At 56.0% G+C, this 14,409-nt stretch carries 14 protein-coding genes; all 14 read right to left on the minus strand.

Annotation, left to right across the window (positions count from 1 at the left end; genetic code table 11):
• Positions 1–34: 34 nt before the first annotated feature.
• The 14 genes from ACILSR_RS27065 to ACILSR_RS27130 all read right to left on the minus strand — a co-directional run bounded on the left by ACILSR_RS27065 (position 35) and on the right by ACILSR_RS27130 (position 14,407).
• Complete coding sequence (locus ACILSR_RS27065) at positions 35–928, minus strand: hypothetical protein (protein WP_395752941.1); 894 nt, start codon at positions 926–928, stop codon at positions 35–37.
• A gap of 383 nt (positions 929–1,311) precedes the next feature.
• On the minus strand, positions 1,312–2,220 hold the full coding sequence (locus ACILSR_RS27070) for an HpcH/HpaI aldolase/citrate lyase family protein (protein WP_395752942.1): 909 nt from the start codon (positions 2,218–2,220) through the stop codon (positions 1,312–1,314).
• A complete protein-coding gene (locus ACILSR_RS27075; protein WP_395752943.1) occupies positions 2,217–3,434 on the minus strand; it encodes a cysteine protease StiP domain-containing protein in 1,218 nt (405 codons plus the stop codon). Before ACILSR_RS27075 ends, ACILSR_RS27070 begins: the two co-directional genes overlap by 4 nt.
• The gene (locus ACILSR_RS27080; protein ID WP_395752944.1) at positions 3,335–4,108 is read right to left on the minus strand and encodes a hypothetical protein; all 774 of its coding nucleotides are present in this window, start codon (positions 4,106–4,108) and stop codon (positions 3,335–3,337) included. The genes ACILSR_RS27075 and ACILSR_RS27080 overlap by 100 nt, the downstream gene beginning before the upstream one ends.
• A complete protein-coding gene (locus ACILSR_RS27085; protein ID WP_395752945.1) occupies positions 4,105–6,342 on the minus strand; it encodes a phosphoribosyltransferase domain-containing protein in 2,238 nt (745 codons plus the stop codon). Before ACILSR_RS27085 ends, ACILSR_RS27080 begins: the two co-directional genes overlap by 4 nt.
• A gap of 135 nt (positions 6,343–6,477) precedes the next feature.
• Positions 6,478–7,488, minus strand: a complete 1,011-nt coding sequence (locus tag ACILSR_RS27090; RefSeq protein WP_395752946.1) for a TerY-C metal binding domain-containing protein — start codon at positions 7,486–7,488, stop codon at positions 6,478–6,480.
• Positions 7,489–7,546: 58 nt separating this feature from the next.
• Positions 7,547–8,203, minus strand: coding sequence for a TIGR00266 family protein (locus ACILSR_RS27095; RefSeq protein WP_395752947.1), 657 nt, complete (start codon positions 8,201–8,203; stop codon positions 7,547–7,549).
• Between the two features lie 13 nt (positions 8,204–8,216).
• Positions 8,217–9,254 carry a VWA domain-containing protein gene (locus tag ACILSR_RS27100; protein WP_395752948.1) on the minus strand — a complete coding sequence of 346 codons (1,038 nt, stop codon included), beginning with the start codon at positions 9,252–9,254 and terminating at the stop codon, positions 8,217–8,219.
• A gap of 7 nt (positions 9,255–9,261) precedes the next feature.
• A complete protein-coding gene (locus ACILSR_RS27105) occupies positions 9,262–9,507 on the minus strand; it encodes a hypothetical protein (protein ID WP_395752949.1) in 246 nt (81 codons plus the stop codon).
• A 12-nt stretch (positions 9,508–9,519) separates the two neighbouring features.
• Complete coding sequence (locus tag ACILSR_RS27110) at positions 9,520–11,031, minus strand: helix-hairpin-helix domain-containing protein (RefSeq protein WP_395752950.1); 1,512 nt, start codon at positions 11,029–11,031, stop codon at positions 9,520–9,522.
• A gap of 20 nt (positions 11,032–11,051) precedes the next feature.
• Positions 11,052–12,629 carry a PP2C family serine/threonine-protein phosphatase gene (locus ACILSR_RS27115; protein ID WP_395752951.1) on the minus strand — a complete coding sequence of 526 codons (1,578 nt, stop codon included), beginning with the start codon at positions 12,627–12,629 and terminating at the stop codon, positions 11,052–11,054.
• Positions 12,630–12,796: 167 nt separating this feature from the next.
• Positions 12,797–13,438, minus strand: coding sequence for a VWA domain-containing protein (locus ACILSR_RS27120; RefSeq protein ID WP_395752952.1), 642 nt, complete (start codon positions 13,436–13,438; stop codon positions 12,797–12,799).
• Positions 13,439–13,441: 3 nt separating this feature from the next.
• Entirely contained in the window at positions 13,442–13,744 is a 303-nt protein-coding gene (locus ACILSR_RS27125) for a hypothetical protein (RefSeq protein WP_395752953.1), read from the minus strand.
• 24 nt (positions 13,745–13,768) lie between these two features.
• Entirely contained in the window at positions 13,769–14,407 is a 639-nt protein-coding gene (locus ACILSR_RS27130) for a VWA domain-containing protein (protein ID WP_395752954.1), read from the minus strand.
• Between the last annotated feature and the right edge of the window lie 2 nt (positions 14,408–14,409).

Here is a 14,409-nt window from a genome sequence, read left to right on the forward strand (position 1 = left end):
TTTGGGTAAACCTATGGTTTGAAACGGACGACTTTTAGACCGCGCTCCTCCGGCGCGACGAAGCTGGCGCAGGCGGAGCCGACGGCACCTTTTTTGCAGGCACCGCAGTTCTTCTGACGCCGGCCTTCTTCACCGTCTTTTTGGCAGCAGTTTTCTTCGCTGGCACAGGAGGATACATTTCACCGATCATCTGCTTGTCCAACTTCGAAAGCACGATGTTTTCGTTGGTGCCTGACCCGCTGTTGAACAGAGCCTCGTCAAACTGATACAGCATGATGGACTTGGGATCGAAGATGGTGTTTGACATGCCCTTGGCCGTGTATTTTTGGAGAATATTACTGTCAATTTCTGCTTTGCTCCAATTATTGGGTGGACCGGAAAAAGCCTCATAAACAGCATCCACATTCCAGTCCAACTTCATGCTCGGGCTCTGGTGTTCATGCACGCATCCAATCGCGTGGCCGAATTCATGTAAGACGACGCTCTGGTAGGTCTCATCGTCCGAGTCATCCTCTAACCAGCCGTAGTTCATGGTCGGACTCTTCGCGGGAAAGTATGTTGCGTCCAGCGCATCCCTGCCCACCGCCGACCATGACCCCTCGCCCCACTTAAAGGCGATACGTACCTGCGCCTCGCCCGCATCCACAAACTTGAGTTTGATGTTCGCGTACTGCATCCACTTCTCCGCATGCTTGATCACTCCCGCTTTCTGCTTTTTTGATCCATCTAAAAAACGACAGCGAAGCTCAAACCCCGGCTCCCACCTACGGCTGTTGATTAACGCCATTCGGCGTGGGCTGATTACTACATCGCTGGCATCCGGATCAATTTCCGGCAAAGCCGATCGCCGGACCTTGGGCACCGACATGTCGCGTGGAAGAATGCGGTCAAAACAGATCCGCAAAGGCTTGAGAGATTTAGTTTTCATGAGTTTCGCTGGATGAGCTGGATAACAGACGCCGCATGGAATGAACAGGCCAAAGCTCCCGGCGTCTGCGCCTGTCGGGAGATTGCCTCGGAAGTTAAAATGAGTCACATCCAAGAAATCAGCGCAGCTCATTTAGTAAACTGAAATTAATCCTAAAATATTTTCAGAAACAATAACCCCCAAAAACAATCCTCTCCTCAGGCCTTCACCTTAAGTCTGACCATTCTCAGGGAATGACATTTTGAGTCGGCGATCGCAGCAAACCAGAGGCAAGGCGGGAGCCCTCACTGTCGTGTTTTGATGAAGCATAAGAGAAGAAAAAGCAGATCAATCCTCTTCTCATAAGCATCCAAGATTTGCATCCTCTTGCACTGCCAAGGCGATCAACGGGACACCCCTTGATGCATAACACTGGCTGCACGATAAAGAGATTCACGGATGACCAGCCGAGAGGCCCATGCACGATGGCAGGCTCGCTCCAACATGCCTCCATTCAATCCGAGAACCGCAGGGGCTTCCGGGTCGAGGATGCGGCGAGCTTCCTCCAATTCTCGCGTATCAGGGCGATAACCATCCCAAATCACCTGGGCCTGCCGAGGTGTAACAGCAGTTTTGGCTTGAAGTCCTCGTTCCATGTCTTCGCGAACCTCACGTGTGAGTGTATCAAGATCGTGAATTCGATCAAACACTGGGCCGCATAGACGAATTGGATGTGCACTGAACGCCTCCAGCAATTCGTCAATGACGCGACCGACGGGTGTTTCGTAAATGGTGCGTCCAGGAGGCCGGCGCAAGCCACCTAACAAGGAGAACAAGTCATTCGCCCCGATCCTTGCCCCACGAATTAGCGACGGATGCGCTGCGCAGGCCTGGGCAAGTTCACGCCTGCCTATAGGATCCAGTGCTTCCCGGCTTTCCAAAATGGGCAGAAGAGGGTGAAGACCGGCGGAGCGCTCCACCCAGAGGTGTATCTTTGCCACCGTGGCTTTTGGTAAGATGAAGCCACTAATGTGTTCAGGAGGAAGATGCTCGATCAGCCACTCCAGGGTGTCTATATCGGCGGGCCTGATGAAAATGGAGCGTGGCACGAATTTAAGAGCCTCTAAAATGCGACAAAGCTCGATAGCGGCGGCTTTTCGATTTTCTGGCAGCAAGGCGTCCTCAAGACAGACGGCCAGACTGCACACGCCCAAATCGCGCTGCCCTCCAAGCAGAACTGCGAGGTCCGGGCGGTCGGCTGGCACATAGAGCATGGGGGCCAGCATGGGGAGATCAGATAAATCGCGATTCATTCGAGTAAGAGAGGTTTTTTTCCAGCCGAGGCGATTACCGCCAGAGCGTCAAAAGCGAGTCCGTGCACGAACTCCACAGGCACATCACGCAGCGAGGCCAGCCGACGGATCATCTGTGAGTCTGCCGCAGGACTATCCTCCCTCAGGCAGACAACCTGAGGCAGACGGCGCAGCAGTACGCGTACGGTTTCACCGATTCCGAGCTTCACTCGGTTCGCGTCTGCAATGCCATATCTGGTCATGGTCTCGGCAAGGCAATGCATGGCTTGGGCATGCCGATCAGGGCCTCCACTGACATTGGGCGGCGGCGAGATTCCCAACGGCAGGCAATCCATCTCAAAGACCAGTTTTTGGATGAACCAGCGGCTCAGGTCATGCCGCCGCAGATGATGCAGCAACACGCAACCGTGCAGCCTGTCCTCTTCTCCACGCGGCAGCACGCTGCGTGAAATGAGGCCTGAGATCGTGCCACCCAGCAGCGTCGATGGAATCAAATAATCCTGGCTGCTGGCTGCAAAGGATGCGACTCCGCATACATCCAGAGGCACCCACAGTCCTGGATCTAAACCCTCTGGAACGTCCTTCCACGCGGAGAGAGAGCGTCTGAGTTCACCCGCGATGGTGCCCTTTCCGGTCCAGCCATCGATAAAACGCAGACTGGCAGGCGAATGTCGTTCCATGATCCAGCGCAGGGCCGTCAAGTCAGCTCCGCGATCCCGAATCACGGAGATCGAGTAATGCGACACGGAGAGATGAGGTGCCTTCCGCCTTAAACGATGCAGCAGCAAAACTCCCACCGGAGTCCCCGCCCGGGCGATGGAGACCAGAGTGAGTTCCCCTCCTGTGGCAGATGCGATCATTGCATCTGCCAGTGTGGCAATGTCAGTGGCCATGCGCCTGCCATTGATTCCAAGGCACTCGCGAAACAATCGCAGCCGCTCACGTGAGGGGGCATCCTCAGGGCCGATCATCTCGCTGTAATGCTGGCGACCGCATTGGATCCTTTGTTCCCGTTGTTCCAATGAAGTTGTTTCCAACTGCAGGCAGCGCAGCAGAAAAGTTACCTCGGCCGGCGCATAGCTTCCGGAGAATGAAGTTATGTCAGCAGTGCCGCTCATGATTCCCAAAAAGTTGCCAAAACCGAACCCGAGGGCGTGGCGATCAGCCGTCCCAGATTCATGAATTCCAGATCCAGCTTTTGATCGCCCAGACATATCAGCGGGGCTTGACCGTCAAAATAGTACTGCTGGACAAACTGCGCCGCCGCCGCCTTGCCCAATCCAGGAGGCAGGATTTGGAGCTCATTTCCCAGCACGGCCACCCGGCATTCCGCTGTCACTTCTTCTGCTAGTTCTCTCAGTAAAGCCGCTCCTTCAGCGCCAGCCCACCATCCTTCCGGGGCCTTGGCCACGAGATAGGCGGACAAGCCGGACAACCCTGCCACCAGACGGGGGCGCGCCATGTGGCCGCTCCGCTGAATAAACATCTGGCAGAGTTGATCCAGATGCTTTTGCCACGGTCCCAATATTTGCGCCACGTGAGTCAACCAGTGCTCATCAGGCGCTCCATCCGGGTCCAGTATGATGGCACCGTTCGCCAGGATGGCGGGGCCTGAGAGGCGTAGTCCCGGCACATCTACTCGCGAAAATGATTCCCGATCCCGCGCAGTCACCGGCACGAGGGTGGCGGCATTTGTCAAAGCCAACAGAAGGCGATGCGTTTCCGGCCGCACCCAGCTTGAAGGCTCACGGTCACCATCGGTTCCGACAGCTGATTCCCGCCAGGTGCCTGGGACAGCTCCTTCCCCAGCCCAATGACGCGAGAAAAGCGTGCCATCCAAATCCGTGGCCACCCAGTCCTGAGTTTTTGAGGAGCGCTCAGTCTTCATGCCAGCACCTCCAATTTAGGCACGCGCCGGATAGGATGATCCAATGCTGGCGGCATGTCTTCCATGCACAGCAGCACGCGATCATAGCCATGATCATCCGGGACATTGTAAAGATATTCATCGTGTCCTTCTCCTGACAATGCCGGGAAGCAGCGGCTGTGCTGGATGGCTCCGCCAAGCATGATCGGAGAGCGAGTGCTTGCCTGCACATAGGCGGATGCGCCTTGCTCCTCCAGCTTTTCCGCCAGCCTCAACGGCTGAAAACCAAACTCTCCCTGGCCCAGGACCAGCACACGCTCTCCTTTTCGAGCGGATGCTTTCCAATGTGAAGGCAGTTTTGCAGGGGAGGTGGTGCCATGCCTCACTTCTCGCCGGGCGCTTACCTGCGTGTCCAGCGTGGTTTGAGCCGCAGGGGCTGGAGCAAAATCGGCGATGGCTTGAAACTCAAAAGATCCCTCCGCCAAGCTTTCCAATCCTTCAAGTTCATGAGGAAATGGGATTCCTTCGTGCTGCCAGGAAAGCAGTGCGGCCAATGTTACAGACAGAGGAGCTGCAGGACCACGCCACCCGCGGAACTGCTCTGCCAGTGCCGCCGCCGTGCGTCCAGTCGTGACTTCATCATCAACGATCACTGCCTGCGTAGCAGTGTGAAACCAACCGTGCGGATCTTCCTGTGGACCCGGAAGATGCACCGCATGAGCAGTCGCGTGCGAATGTGTCTCAGCAAATTCAAAAGCGAGCGGCCCACCTGTGCGCCTGCGCGTGCTCTCGATGTAGAGTCCTTCGCGGCCCAGGGCCAGCCACTCCCGAAACACAGCCTGTCCCAAAGTCGTGGCCGTTTCTGCCATGCCGATGAAAACCACCGGCCCCGCAGCAAGCCTGCGGGCAAGCTTTTCCGCCAGCAACCGGGCAACATCACGAAGCGCAGCCGGACGCACCGGCCAGTGACGGCCCAGCACCTTGCTCACAAAAAGAAAACGTCTCCGCTCATTGTGCCGCAGTGCCACCTCACACAGCTCCCGCAATGGCACATCCTGTCGTTTCATCGAAAAACGAAAAATCCCACCAGGGAGGTGCGCTTCAATAGGCCCGCCTGAGAACGTTCGCCAGTCGGTGGTCGGGGGAGTGTCAAACGCAGGCATGACAAACACCTCCGGGCGCTCCTGCACCCTCAGAGGTAGCCTGGGAGCTGGTATCTCCGGCCAGGGGGCGTCTTTTCCGCGTAAAGCTGCTTTCACCGCCATCAGGGGTAAATTTAGGCCTGACAGCGCCACATAAGGCAATCCGCCTGACATACGCCCGTTGATTTCCAGCAAACAAGGTATTTCAGGCCGCTCAGCACGGGAGCGGAACTGCACGTTCAAGAGCCCGCCAAGTTGAAAGCGGGCGACCAGCACCCGGACCATCTCCTCCACCTCCGGCTGCTGCAGCATGACTTGTGACCGTCCTTCGGAAACGATCTCCGTGTGTGAAGTACCGCTTATGCGGATTCTGCCATTCAGCGGCTTGCGGCGACAGACCATCGCTTTGACGTCTCCAGCTTCGGCCAGCACATCCACGCTGAATTCTGCACCATCCAGATACTCCATGACCAACAACTCTGGAAAAGTCTCCGTTGCTTGTAGTACGCCACGTAATTCAGCTTTGGAGATGCGATGCCCCTCGCTGCGGAGCAGCCGTCTCAACGGAGACATGCGTTCATCCAAAACATAAAATCCAAGGCCGAAGATTCCGGAGGCGGGCTTGAAACATACAGGCAGACCGTCCTGTTCCAAAGCGGTACAGGCGGCTTCAAAATCTCCCCAGCTGCGCACACGGTAAAACCGATGCGTCCGCACTGAGGATGGGACCAACTCCAAAAACCGCCCCTTGTCCTCCAGTAGACGCATGGTAGCCCCGCTGCCTGCAACGATCAATCGCGTGCCCTGGGCTTCAAAAGCAGCGCGAGCGTCGGCGATCTCCTCTTTCATTCGTCCGGGAATCAGCACCTGCACCTGCCGGCGGCGGCAAAAATCCAAGCACCAATTCACATAAGCTTCTGATGAAAGTCCTTCCGGTTCCTGCTCCACGATGCTGCATTCCGACAATGAACCAATGTCCATTCGTGTGTGGCTGCCGATGAGCACTAATCCTTCCCCCCAGTCTCTACGCAGCTGCCTTAGCACGCCATGAATGCTGGACGAGCTTTTGTTAAACCAAAGCCGGGCGGCAGATTTTTTGTCAAACACTGTCATCACAGATCAAAGTATGCTGCCGGGCACATGCCGGCTGAGATTCATAAGAAATGGCGGAAGGATTACTGGGAAATAAAAAGGTCACTGGAAAGGCAGCCTGCCAACAAACGCAAGGGCGCCCCAGGCAGAGCGGGTCTATCCCAAGCCTCGTCCAACACTAAAATCGGCAACTCCATACTGGTCCGTGGTTTTGCACCACGGGCAGGTGAGAGTGGCGCCTTTGGAGCAATCAGGGGCGCAGTGGATGCGACCACAGCCGCACATGGCCCAGCGATCATTTGTGCAATAGGCGCATGGAGGCGGGCTGAAAAGTCGCTCGCTGGGAACCTTGAGCCCTTCAGGCAGGCCTGTTCCAAAATCAAAATCTGCCACTGCGTGAGAAGAAAGGCCAACGTACGGGGCCTTTTTCCCTTCACCATCCCGCCGGTACTTCATGATGTAGAAGAGACCTTTTTTGATGCACTTGGAGTGCAGGAATATGGACTTGTCGGGTTCGGCGGAACGGGAAAAGTCTTCTTCACCCGCCTCCGTCAGCTTTTCATTTTTTTCTAAATGGATGCGATCAGGAGATTCAATGCTCTGGCTAGCCGAAGCTATGGAGGCGCTCACCCAATTAAAAACGCTCTTTAAAGTGCCTTCGTCGAGGTTTCTGGCGAGAACCACCTGGTTGGTAATTTGCCGCATTTTTCCAGGGCTGGCGTCCTCGCCGCAGATGACCGCTACCACGGTGGCTCGCTTGGCATCAAACTCGCGTTTGAAGCGGGATGCAGCAGCCTCCCATTTGTCGGTGGGATCACCGTCCGTTAAGAAAAAGATAATGGGTTTGTAATCACCTCGGCGGGCATGGGTTGTTAGAACGACTTCACTGGAGACGCGCTGCTCGAGCAGGACAAGAGCGGCGCTCAGCGCAGTGCCGGAGCCCAGTGTGAGCACGGGCATTTGGAAGTTGTACAACTCCGTCAATGGCAGAAGCACTTTGGCCCCATCACTGAAGGTGATGACACTGATCCATGCGGTCTCCAGAGCCTGGGGGTCAGTGCGAAGCTGTCTGATCATGGCCTGCATTCCCGCCTCAACGGCCTGAAGGGGTTCGCCGACCATGGATTCAGAGCAGTCGAGAACTAGATAAACAGGCAGCCTTCGCATTTAATGAATGAGTAAAGTTTCAGTCCAGCGGCACCAGGAACAGTTGATGTGTGCTCAATTATATTATTTTTGCACCCAAAGATGACAAAACCAGCCGCCCCCGGCCGCTAAAGTGACTAAGCACACCTTCGCCAGAAAATTGGCTGCCGATCAATCTGCCAGGCAGAGAGCTTTGATGGCGAGACCCGAGCCTAAATTGCTGCTTCAATCCGAGTTCCCAGGCAACAAGATGCTTTTCATCCACCAACATGTCACTTCCAGGCTTGACCTCGACCTCGAATATTCCACCACGTGCGTTCACGGCCAGCTCTCCTGAGCCACTCGTTTCCAAGACAAAAAAACCACCGCCGCCAAAAATGCCCTTCGCCAAGTTCCGGCGGCGGGCTGTCAGTGAAAGCGTGCTCTCGGCCGCGAGGAACACGCCATCATTCAGGCCATACTGCCGTGCGCCGACATCGAGAACTTTGATGTCTCCGGCACACGAAGGTGCTAGCAACAGATCACCCCGGCCTCTCACAGCAACGAACTGCTGGCGGAAAAAAGTGTCGCCAGTGGACCACATGCGAAGGAAGCTCTGAAACAGGCCGCCATTGACAGCGGCAGTCATGTCCACGGAATCATTCATGGCGATCAAGGCTCCACGCCGCGCCTGAACAGACTGCCCCTGAGCAAGGGCCACCTGGAGAAAGTTCCTTTGTACGGTGAAGGATGCCATGGAAGAATTCTGTTCAGCCGCCGCTCTGCCTGACGTTGAAGCCCTCACCTGAATCCGCACGATGGTTACGTTTGAGCATGTTGCCGCAGCCGGGGCATTTCGTTTCGGCAGTCATAGCATAGGGGCTGGAGCAAAAGATCGTGCCACAATTGCCGCAAGATCCAGCACCAGGATTCTCACACCATGGACAGGCAGGAGCACCATTGAGAAGCTGGCTGGGTATGTCCGGCAGATGCCCCTTGCTGGCTGCCTGGGCGTCTTCTTCGCTGAGACGATGGGCCTTTACTGGCTGATAGCAGCCGACCATTGTATCAAAACGATAGCGCATCAGATAGGGGAAACGTTTGGTGGCACATCTGGCACGTAAGAAGGCCTGGCGGGGTGGGCCGTCCTCGAGGGGTGCCGCCTTGCCAGTGACGGCTTCAACATTGTCAGGCAGCTTTTCGAGTTTGATCTTCCCATCGTTAGTTTCACCTACACCCTGGCTGGCGCTGGACACGGATGCAGTGAGCCATATGAACAGTTTGCCAAAAGACTCCGGGCCCATATCCTCCATGCGCAGCACGACATCGGTGATGCTCTGGAGCACAGAGTAATCCACATCCGTCCCACAACCGATGGAATAGATATTGGCAGGTCGTGGGCGCACCTGTGCCCCAATGCGGGACAAAGGGGCGCGCCAGTCGTCACCGGGCTGACCATCGGTAAGCAGCAGTACGAGCGGGCGGTAATCTCCCTTGGTGTCCTGAGAGGTCTTGCGCACTTCGGTTTGGATGCGGTTCGCGAGCAGAGTCAAAGCAGCGCCAAGTGCTGTGCCAGGCCTGATGGACAGATGAGGTTCCTGAAAATCAAGCAGCGGCGTCATGGGCACGGCGACACGCGCTTCAGCATCAAAGGTGATGACACTAAGGTGGACAGTATCGAGCGCATGAGGATCCACTCGCAGCTTGGAAAGCATGGCGGAGATCCCCGCGCGCACGGCCTCAATGCCCCCCCCAATCATGGATTCTGAGCAGTCGATGAGAAGATAAACGGGCAGTCGTCGGTTCATGGTGGTGTCAGGTCATGGAGGTTGAGCACAAGAAAAGAATGCAGAGCGAGCTCCCGCAGATTCCCAGCAGGAGGACGAGGCAGCCGCGTGCGGTACGGTTGTAAACTCGATTGTAGAGAGCCCGCTTGGGATTGGTAAGCCACCCCCTTCCACGCGGCGCTTTCAGGCCCAGGGAATGACGAACCAAACGCCTTACCGAAGTGCGGGCAGCTATGCGTTTCTTGAGCGAGGGGATGCGCAGGCCGAATTTCATGCGGGGAAAGCGTTATGCTCCTTTGACCATCTGCACCTGCACCAGGCGGCAGTTGTCCTCGGGGCTAAGAAGGAGTTGGAGACCATCCGTAAGCTCGACTTTGGAGCCGGGTGGAACATCACGCTTGTTGGTAATGTCCTTCATGGCGGTGAGCGTCTGATTGATGAACCACCAGGTGCCTTGGTGCTGGACGAAATAGCCGACGGCTTTCTTTTGTTCTGGCGTGAGCCTTTCATTGGGCGTGATAAGACGGTTCACGTGCCAAGGATAAAGATACTGGTCGGTGTAAACCATGAGGCGATGGTTGTCCGGCTTGAAAGGATCAGCCACACGTCGCCTGGAGTAGAGATTCAGCACTGGCAAAAGGCCGGTATAAACGGTGCCGCAAAAGGGGCAGGCTGGTTTGGTGCTGTTGTCGAAGACATACCACTTTTGCGCACACTTGGGATTCGCGCAGGGCTGGATGAGGTCCACGGTTTTAACTAAAGCCGTTTCCCAATCGTTGGCACTGGGACGCAGATGGGGCTGATGCAGGCCGTCAATGAAGGCTTTTTGGAAAAGGTCATGCAAATACGGTCCGGTGATATTCGCAGGAATCTTGGTCACATCACCAAACGGCAGGTCGGTGGTGCGCAGGCCGTTAAGATTTGGTCGGTTTGATTTGTCGGCAGGATGCTCGATGAACAGCGCTCTTTCACCCATGTGAAGCTCTTCGTCACGGCTTGGATCGGGATCATGAATCTTTCCCCCAATAAGCGGATGGCGGTAAAGGAGATACATGTAGATTAGCACTGCGAGCGCGTGACGGTCGGTTTCGATGCAAGGGAGAGATCTGGCCTTATCCGTAATCGGCAGGTTGAGTGTTCGGAGCACCTCAGGTGCAATAAAGCCGGGCGTGCCGATGACATCGGGTGGGTACTTTTGAGGTACGACGAGGCCATCAATATCTATGACAGACGCGCCGCCTGAGAGCGGGTCAATTAAAACATTGCGATAGGACAAGTCTGAATGAGCCAACCCCGCGGCATGCATCCGTTTGACTGCGCGTGCAATTTTGATGCAAAGGCCCAGATAGTTACGCCAATCGCCACGTTCACGCGCGTCTAAAAAACGTTGTTGATGGTGAGCGCTTGCAAACCATTTGCCTTCTTTATCTCGGCCCTTGATGCCGAGCATGTCGTTGTTTGCGGAACCGAACTGAAAGAAGAATTCCTTCCGATACACGGGTGCAATCAAGGCGACTTGACCAGTGCTAGGCACGGTCACGATGTCAGTTGGCCAGCAATAAACCGTCTCCCAATACTCGCCACCAGGTTGATTGAAAATATTGTCACGAAACTTGCCGACGATGTTTTTCAGGCGCTCCATCGAGTTGGCGTCCTGCTTCTCTTTGAAAATCTGCACCACATAGCTGCGATCGGGTGCGAAATAGACCTCTTTCATCGCGCCGCTGCCAGCGTGCTTGTCCCGGTCATATTGATACTCTTTGCCAGTGGTGAGCGATTTGACTTTGATAATGCTCATGTCGTTGCGGAGGCGGCGGTTTAAGCAGGCATGACAGCAACGAGTGTGCGGTCGTCATGGTTGCCGGGGGAGAAGAAGTTCATCCATTCGAGCAATGCCGGTGAACTTGTCAGCGCAGGCTGCAATTCGCTCCAAAAAGCCGCCCACTGGGCGGGATCTGCAAATGCACTGTCGCTGGGAAACTTCGGATCAGTTATGCCATCTGTCATGACGAGCGCGGCACAGAACTCGGAAGTGATGGTGAGTTGAAAGCGATGATCCAGGCTGGCCTCGTCATTCCTGAGTGTCTCAGGCATGGTCAGGAAATAAGTCTGACCCGCATAGTCGCCGCCTTCCGGCTTGGTGATGGGGAAGCCTTCACCTGCATAGGGCAGCAGTCCTGCGCCACCATCGCCAATGGCAAAAGTTGCAGCGACGCAGCCCTCTCCGGTCTTTTTGAGAACCAACATGATAAGCGTGGTGTCGTAGTTCCGCAGAACGGGCAGTGCAGGTAATCCCAGCTCTTCAGATGGTCTGGCGACTTCAGCTCGCAGTTTATGGTGCGCATCCAAGGCGGCTTCATAAAGTGTCTGGCGCAGAGCCTTGCTGACCTCCGGGTGCTGCCAGTCACGATGTAAAGAGTACAATGCTTCCGCCTGATTATGCCTGGCGCTGTTGAGCGTGCCCGTAAGCCGGTCTTTCGCGACTGCACAGGCGATTTCCGAGCCGCGGCGGGAGTAGAGTGCCGAGCCTGCCCCATCAGCTACTACAATGACGAGCCATCCCGTATCGGCAGCGTAGCCGATGGCAAAATCATCGTCTCGAAACTCGCCCTTGTTGGCATGGGAACGTCCGCGTCTGCTTGCGGCAACAACCCGAAAGGGGCCGTGCCGTTCTTCGCGGTCATCAACCAGCTTTTTTTGATACGGGGCATCTGCAGGAGGTTGCAGATCTTTCCAGAGTGAGGCGGGGTCTGGATTGATGAGGAAGGAGACTTTGAAAGGAATGCTGCACCCGCTGCGCGATGGCACATAATCGAGGCTTAGCGCACCCTCAGAGGCGCGTGTTGGTGTCCCGGTGACAGCCCCAGTCGCTTCGTCAAAAACCAGTCCGCAATCATCTGGCAGTTGAAGGTGGGAGATACGCGCCAGTTCAGGATTGTCTCCGCGCTGTCTCGCGATGGCAGCTGCAATGGCACCCGGCTCCACCTGATATGGCTTGCCAACAGTCGCGTTGCGCAGGGCGACGTTGATGACCGGCACAGAAGGCTGCACTGCGGGCCTCGTCGGTGGCGGATTTCCAACCGATGGACTGGCGTGTTTGGGTTCGTCCGCAGGCTGGACCGTATCGGCATTCGAACGGAGTGCCTGGCTCAACTGACTGATGGAAACAGGCGTTCCTGCAGGCTGGCTTCTCACGGCTTCAAGGAGCTTTAAAAAAACAAGCGGCCACTCGCGCCCCTTGTACAATTCCACATTGAACGGTGCATCGGGCGCTGCCGCAACACCAGCTATGATGTGAATGCAATAAGCTACAAAGGCATGAACGTCTGCGTGCAGTGCATCAGGGGAGGAAGTCTCCACAGCCCTGGCTTGCTTTTTGAAACGCTCTGCATGCAAGGCGGTGCCAGAGTCATCGAGCCAGGCACTGAGGGCTCCGGGGACGATGGCTCCATGCGCCTGCTGCTCGGCATGCATCTGCTCCAATGCGACCACCATGGCACGGAGAAAGGCGGGAACATCCTGAATGTTTGGTCGTTGATGCGTGATTTCCATGAAGCAAAGTGTTAGACGACGATTTGAATTTCCGCCGGAGGAGGTGGCAGCGTAATGCTGCTGGTGGCGCCCATGCTGCGATTGCCAGATGATACCGTGGAGGACACCCATTGAAACAGCCCGGCAAAGGAATGCCCATCCATTGTCTCCAGATTGAAAACATGAGGTGTGAGCCTCTGCAGCGGCTCAAGTTTGGCACTAGCCCCGGCAGCGCAGGCGATGACAGAAGCGAACGGGCGCTTTTTCACCTCGGCAATCATCTGCCCATACAAAGCTGTGTCGCTAGGACCACCATCGGTCATCAGAAAGGCAATCGGCCGCCAGTCGCCCTTCTGATCTTCAGTCGTGCGCTGGATCTCCTTATCCACACATTGGCAAAGCAGTTCAAGGGCTGCGCCAGTCATTGTGGGGCTGGATTGTGGGCAGTCGATAAGCGGCATCTGGAAATCTTCGAGGCTTTGAAGCGGGCTGATCACTTGTGCTTTGGCGTCGTAGGTTATGATGCATACATGAACTGACTCCAGCGCATGCGGATCCTGACGCAGCGTCGAGATCAAAGACTGCACTCCTACTTTGAGCGCCTGGATCGGCTCTCCGCGCATGGAGCCAGAAGTATCGAGCAGCAGATAGACGGGAAGACGGCGAGTGGACATGATTTAGGTGAAAGCGTGCTCCATGGCGGAGCCAATATTGAATATCAGAGCAGCCTCACCCATGCAGGTGAACGCAAGCACGAAGATGCCGAGGTGGACAAACGCAATCTCGGTGCGCCCGCGCATGGCCTGCCCAAGTCCCGGCACCGCCAGGCTGCTGAGAACATGAAGAAGCATGCGCAGGCTGCGCACAATGTGAAATTGCCGGCCGCGTGCGTTGGTGCGAAATCCCATCACTTTAACGCGCAGCAGCACCAGTGCAGAAAAGGCCAGGGCGGCAGGTAGAATCGATGGGATGTCCTCCATGAAACGGATGGGTAAGAATCCAGTTTATACAACCACCTGGATCTCCGGCGGTGGTGGAGGAAGCTGGTTCAATCCTTCGACCTCCTTGCCGGTCGTCTGGACGCTTTTGCTGGAGGTGCTGATAGAAGCGGTGACCCACTTGAAGAATGCGGAGAGTGCAGCGCTGTCTGAGGTGTCGAGCTTTACGACGGCTTCACCAGCGAACTGCTGAAGAAGATTCACATCGGCATTGTTTACCGCGCATGCGATTACCGCGCCCCATTTTTCCTGTTTGAATCGAGTCAGTCCTTTTTGAAAATCATCAGTGGGCGTGCCATCTGTCATGAGAAACACCATCGGCCGCCAATCCGCTTTCTGAGTTGCCGTGGCCTTTTTGACATCCCGTCTGGCACAATCAGCCACGAGAGAGAGCGCCTCTCCCATTGCCGTAACACCAGTCGCGTCGATGTTGGGAGCTTGGAAGGATGGAAGATCCGTCAGAGGCACGGCTTCCTTGGCGGAGGAGTCGAAAGTGATGACACTCAAAAACGCCGTCTCCAATGCCTGCGGATCCTGCCGAAGGGCGGAAACAAGCATCTGGACCCCATTTTTGACCTGCTGGATGGGTTCACCGGACATGGAGCCGGAGGTGTCGAGGACGAGATAAACAGGGAGGCGGCGCATGA

Source organism: Prosthecobacter sp., from assembly GCF_044222565.1.
Classification (GTDB): domain Bacteria; phylum Verrucomicrobiota; class Verrucomicrobiia; order Verrucomicrobiales; family Verrucomicrobiaceae; genus Prosthecobacter.

Bases quoted from the DNA above. Each gene is read 5' to 3' on its own strand.
- ACILSR_RS27065 (WP_395752941.1), bottom strand. From the start codon at position 928: ATGAAAACTAAATCTCTCAAGCCTTTGCGGATCTGTTTTGACCGCATT.
- ACILSR_RS27070 (WP_395752942.1), bottom strand. From the start codon at position 2,220: ATGAATCGCGATTTATCTGATCTCCCCATGCTGGCCCCCATGCTCTAT.
- ACILSR_RS27075 (WP_395752943.1), bottom strand. From the start codon at position 3,434: ATGTCTGGGCGATCAAAAGCTGGATCTGGAATTCATGAATCTGGGACG.
- ACILSR_RS27080 (WP_395752944.1), bottom strand. From the start codon at position 4,108: ATGAAGACTGAGCGCTCCTCAAAAACTCAGGACTGGGTGGCCACGGAT.
- ACILSR_RS27085 (WP_395752945.1), bottom strand. From the start codon at position 6,342: ATGACAGTGTTTGACAAAAAATCTGCCGCCCGGCTTTGGTTTAACAAA.
- ACILSR_RS27090 (WP_395752946.1), bottom strand. From the start codon at position 7,488: ATGCGAAGGCTGCCTGTTTATCTAGTTCTCGACTGCTCTGAATCCATG.
- ACILSR_RS27095 (WP_395752947.1), bottom strand. From the start codon at position 8,203: ATGGCATCCTTCACCGTACAAAGGAACTTTCTCCAGGTGGCCCTTGCT.
- ACILSR_RS27100 (WP_395752948.1), bottom strand. From the start codon at position 9,254: ATGAACCGACGACTGCCCGTTTATCTTCTCATCGACTGCTCAGAATCC.
- ACILSR_RS27105 (WP_395752949.1), bottom strand. From the start codon at position 9,507: ATGAAATTCGGCCTGCGCATCCCCTCGCTCAAGAAACGCATAGCTGCC.
- ACILSR_RS27110 (WP_395752950.1), bottom strand. From the start codon at position 11,031: ATGAGCATTATCAAAGTCAAATCGCTCACCACTGGCAAAGAGTATCAA.
- ACILSR_RS27120 (WP_395752952.1), bottom strand. From the start codon at position 13,438: ATGTCCACTCGCCGTCTTCCCGTCTATCTGCTGCTCGATACTTCTGGC.
- ACILSR_RS27125 (WP_395752953.1), bottom strand. From the start codon at position 13,744: ATGGAGGACATCCCATCGATTCTACCTGCCGCCCTGGCCTTTTCTGCA.
- ACILSR_RS27130 (WP_395752954.1), bottom strand. From the start codon at position 14,407: ATGCGCCGCCTCCCTGTTTATCTCGTCCTCGACACCTCCGGCTCCATG.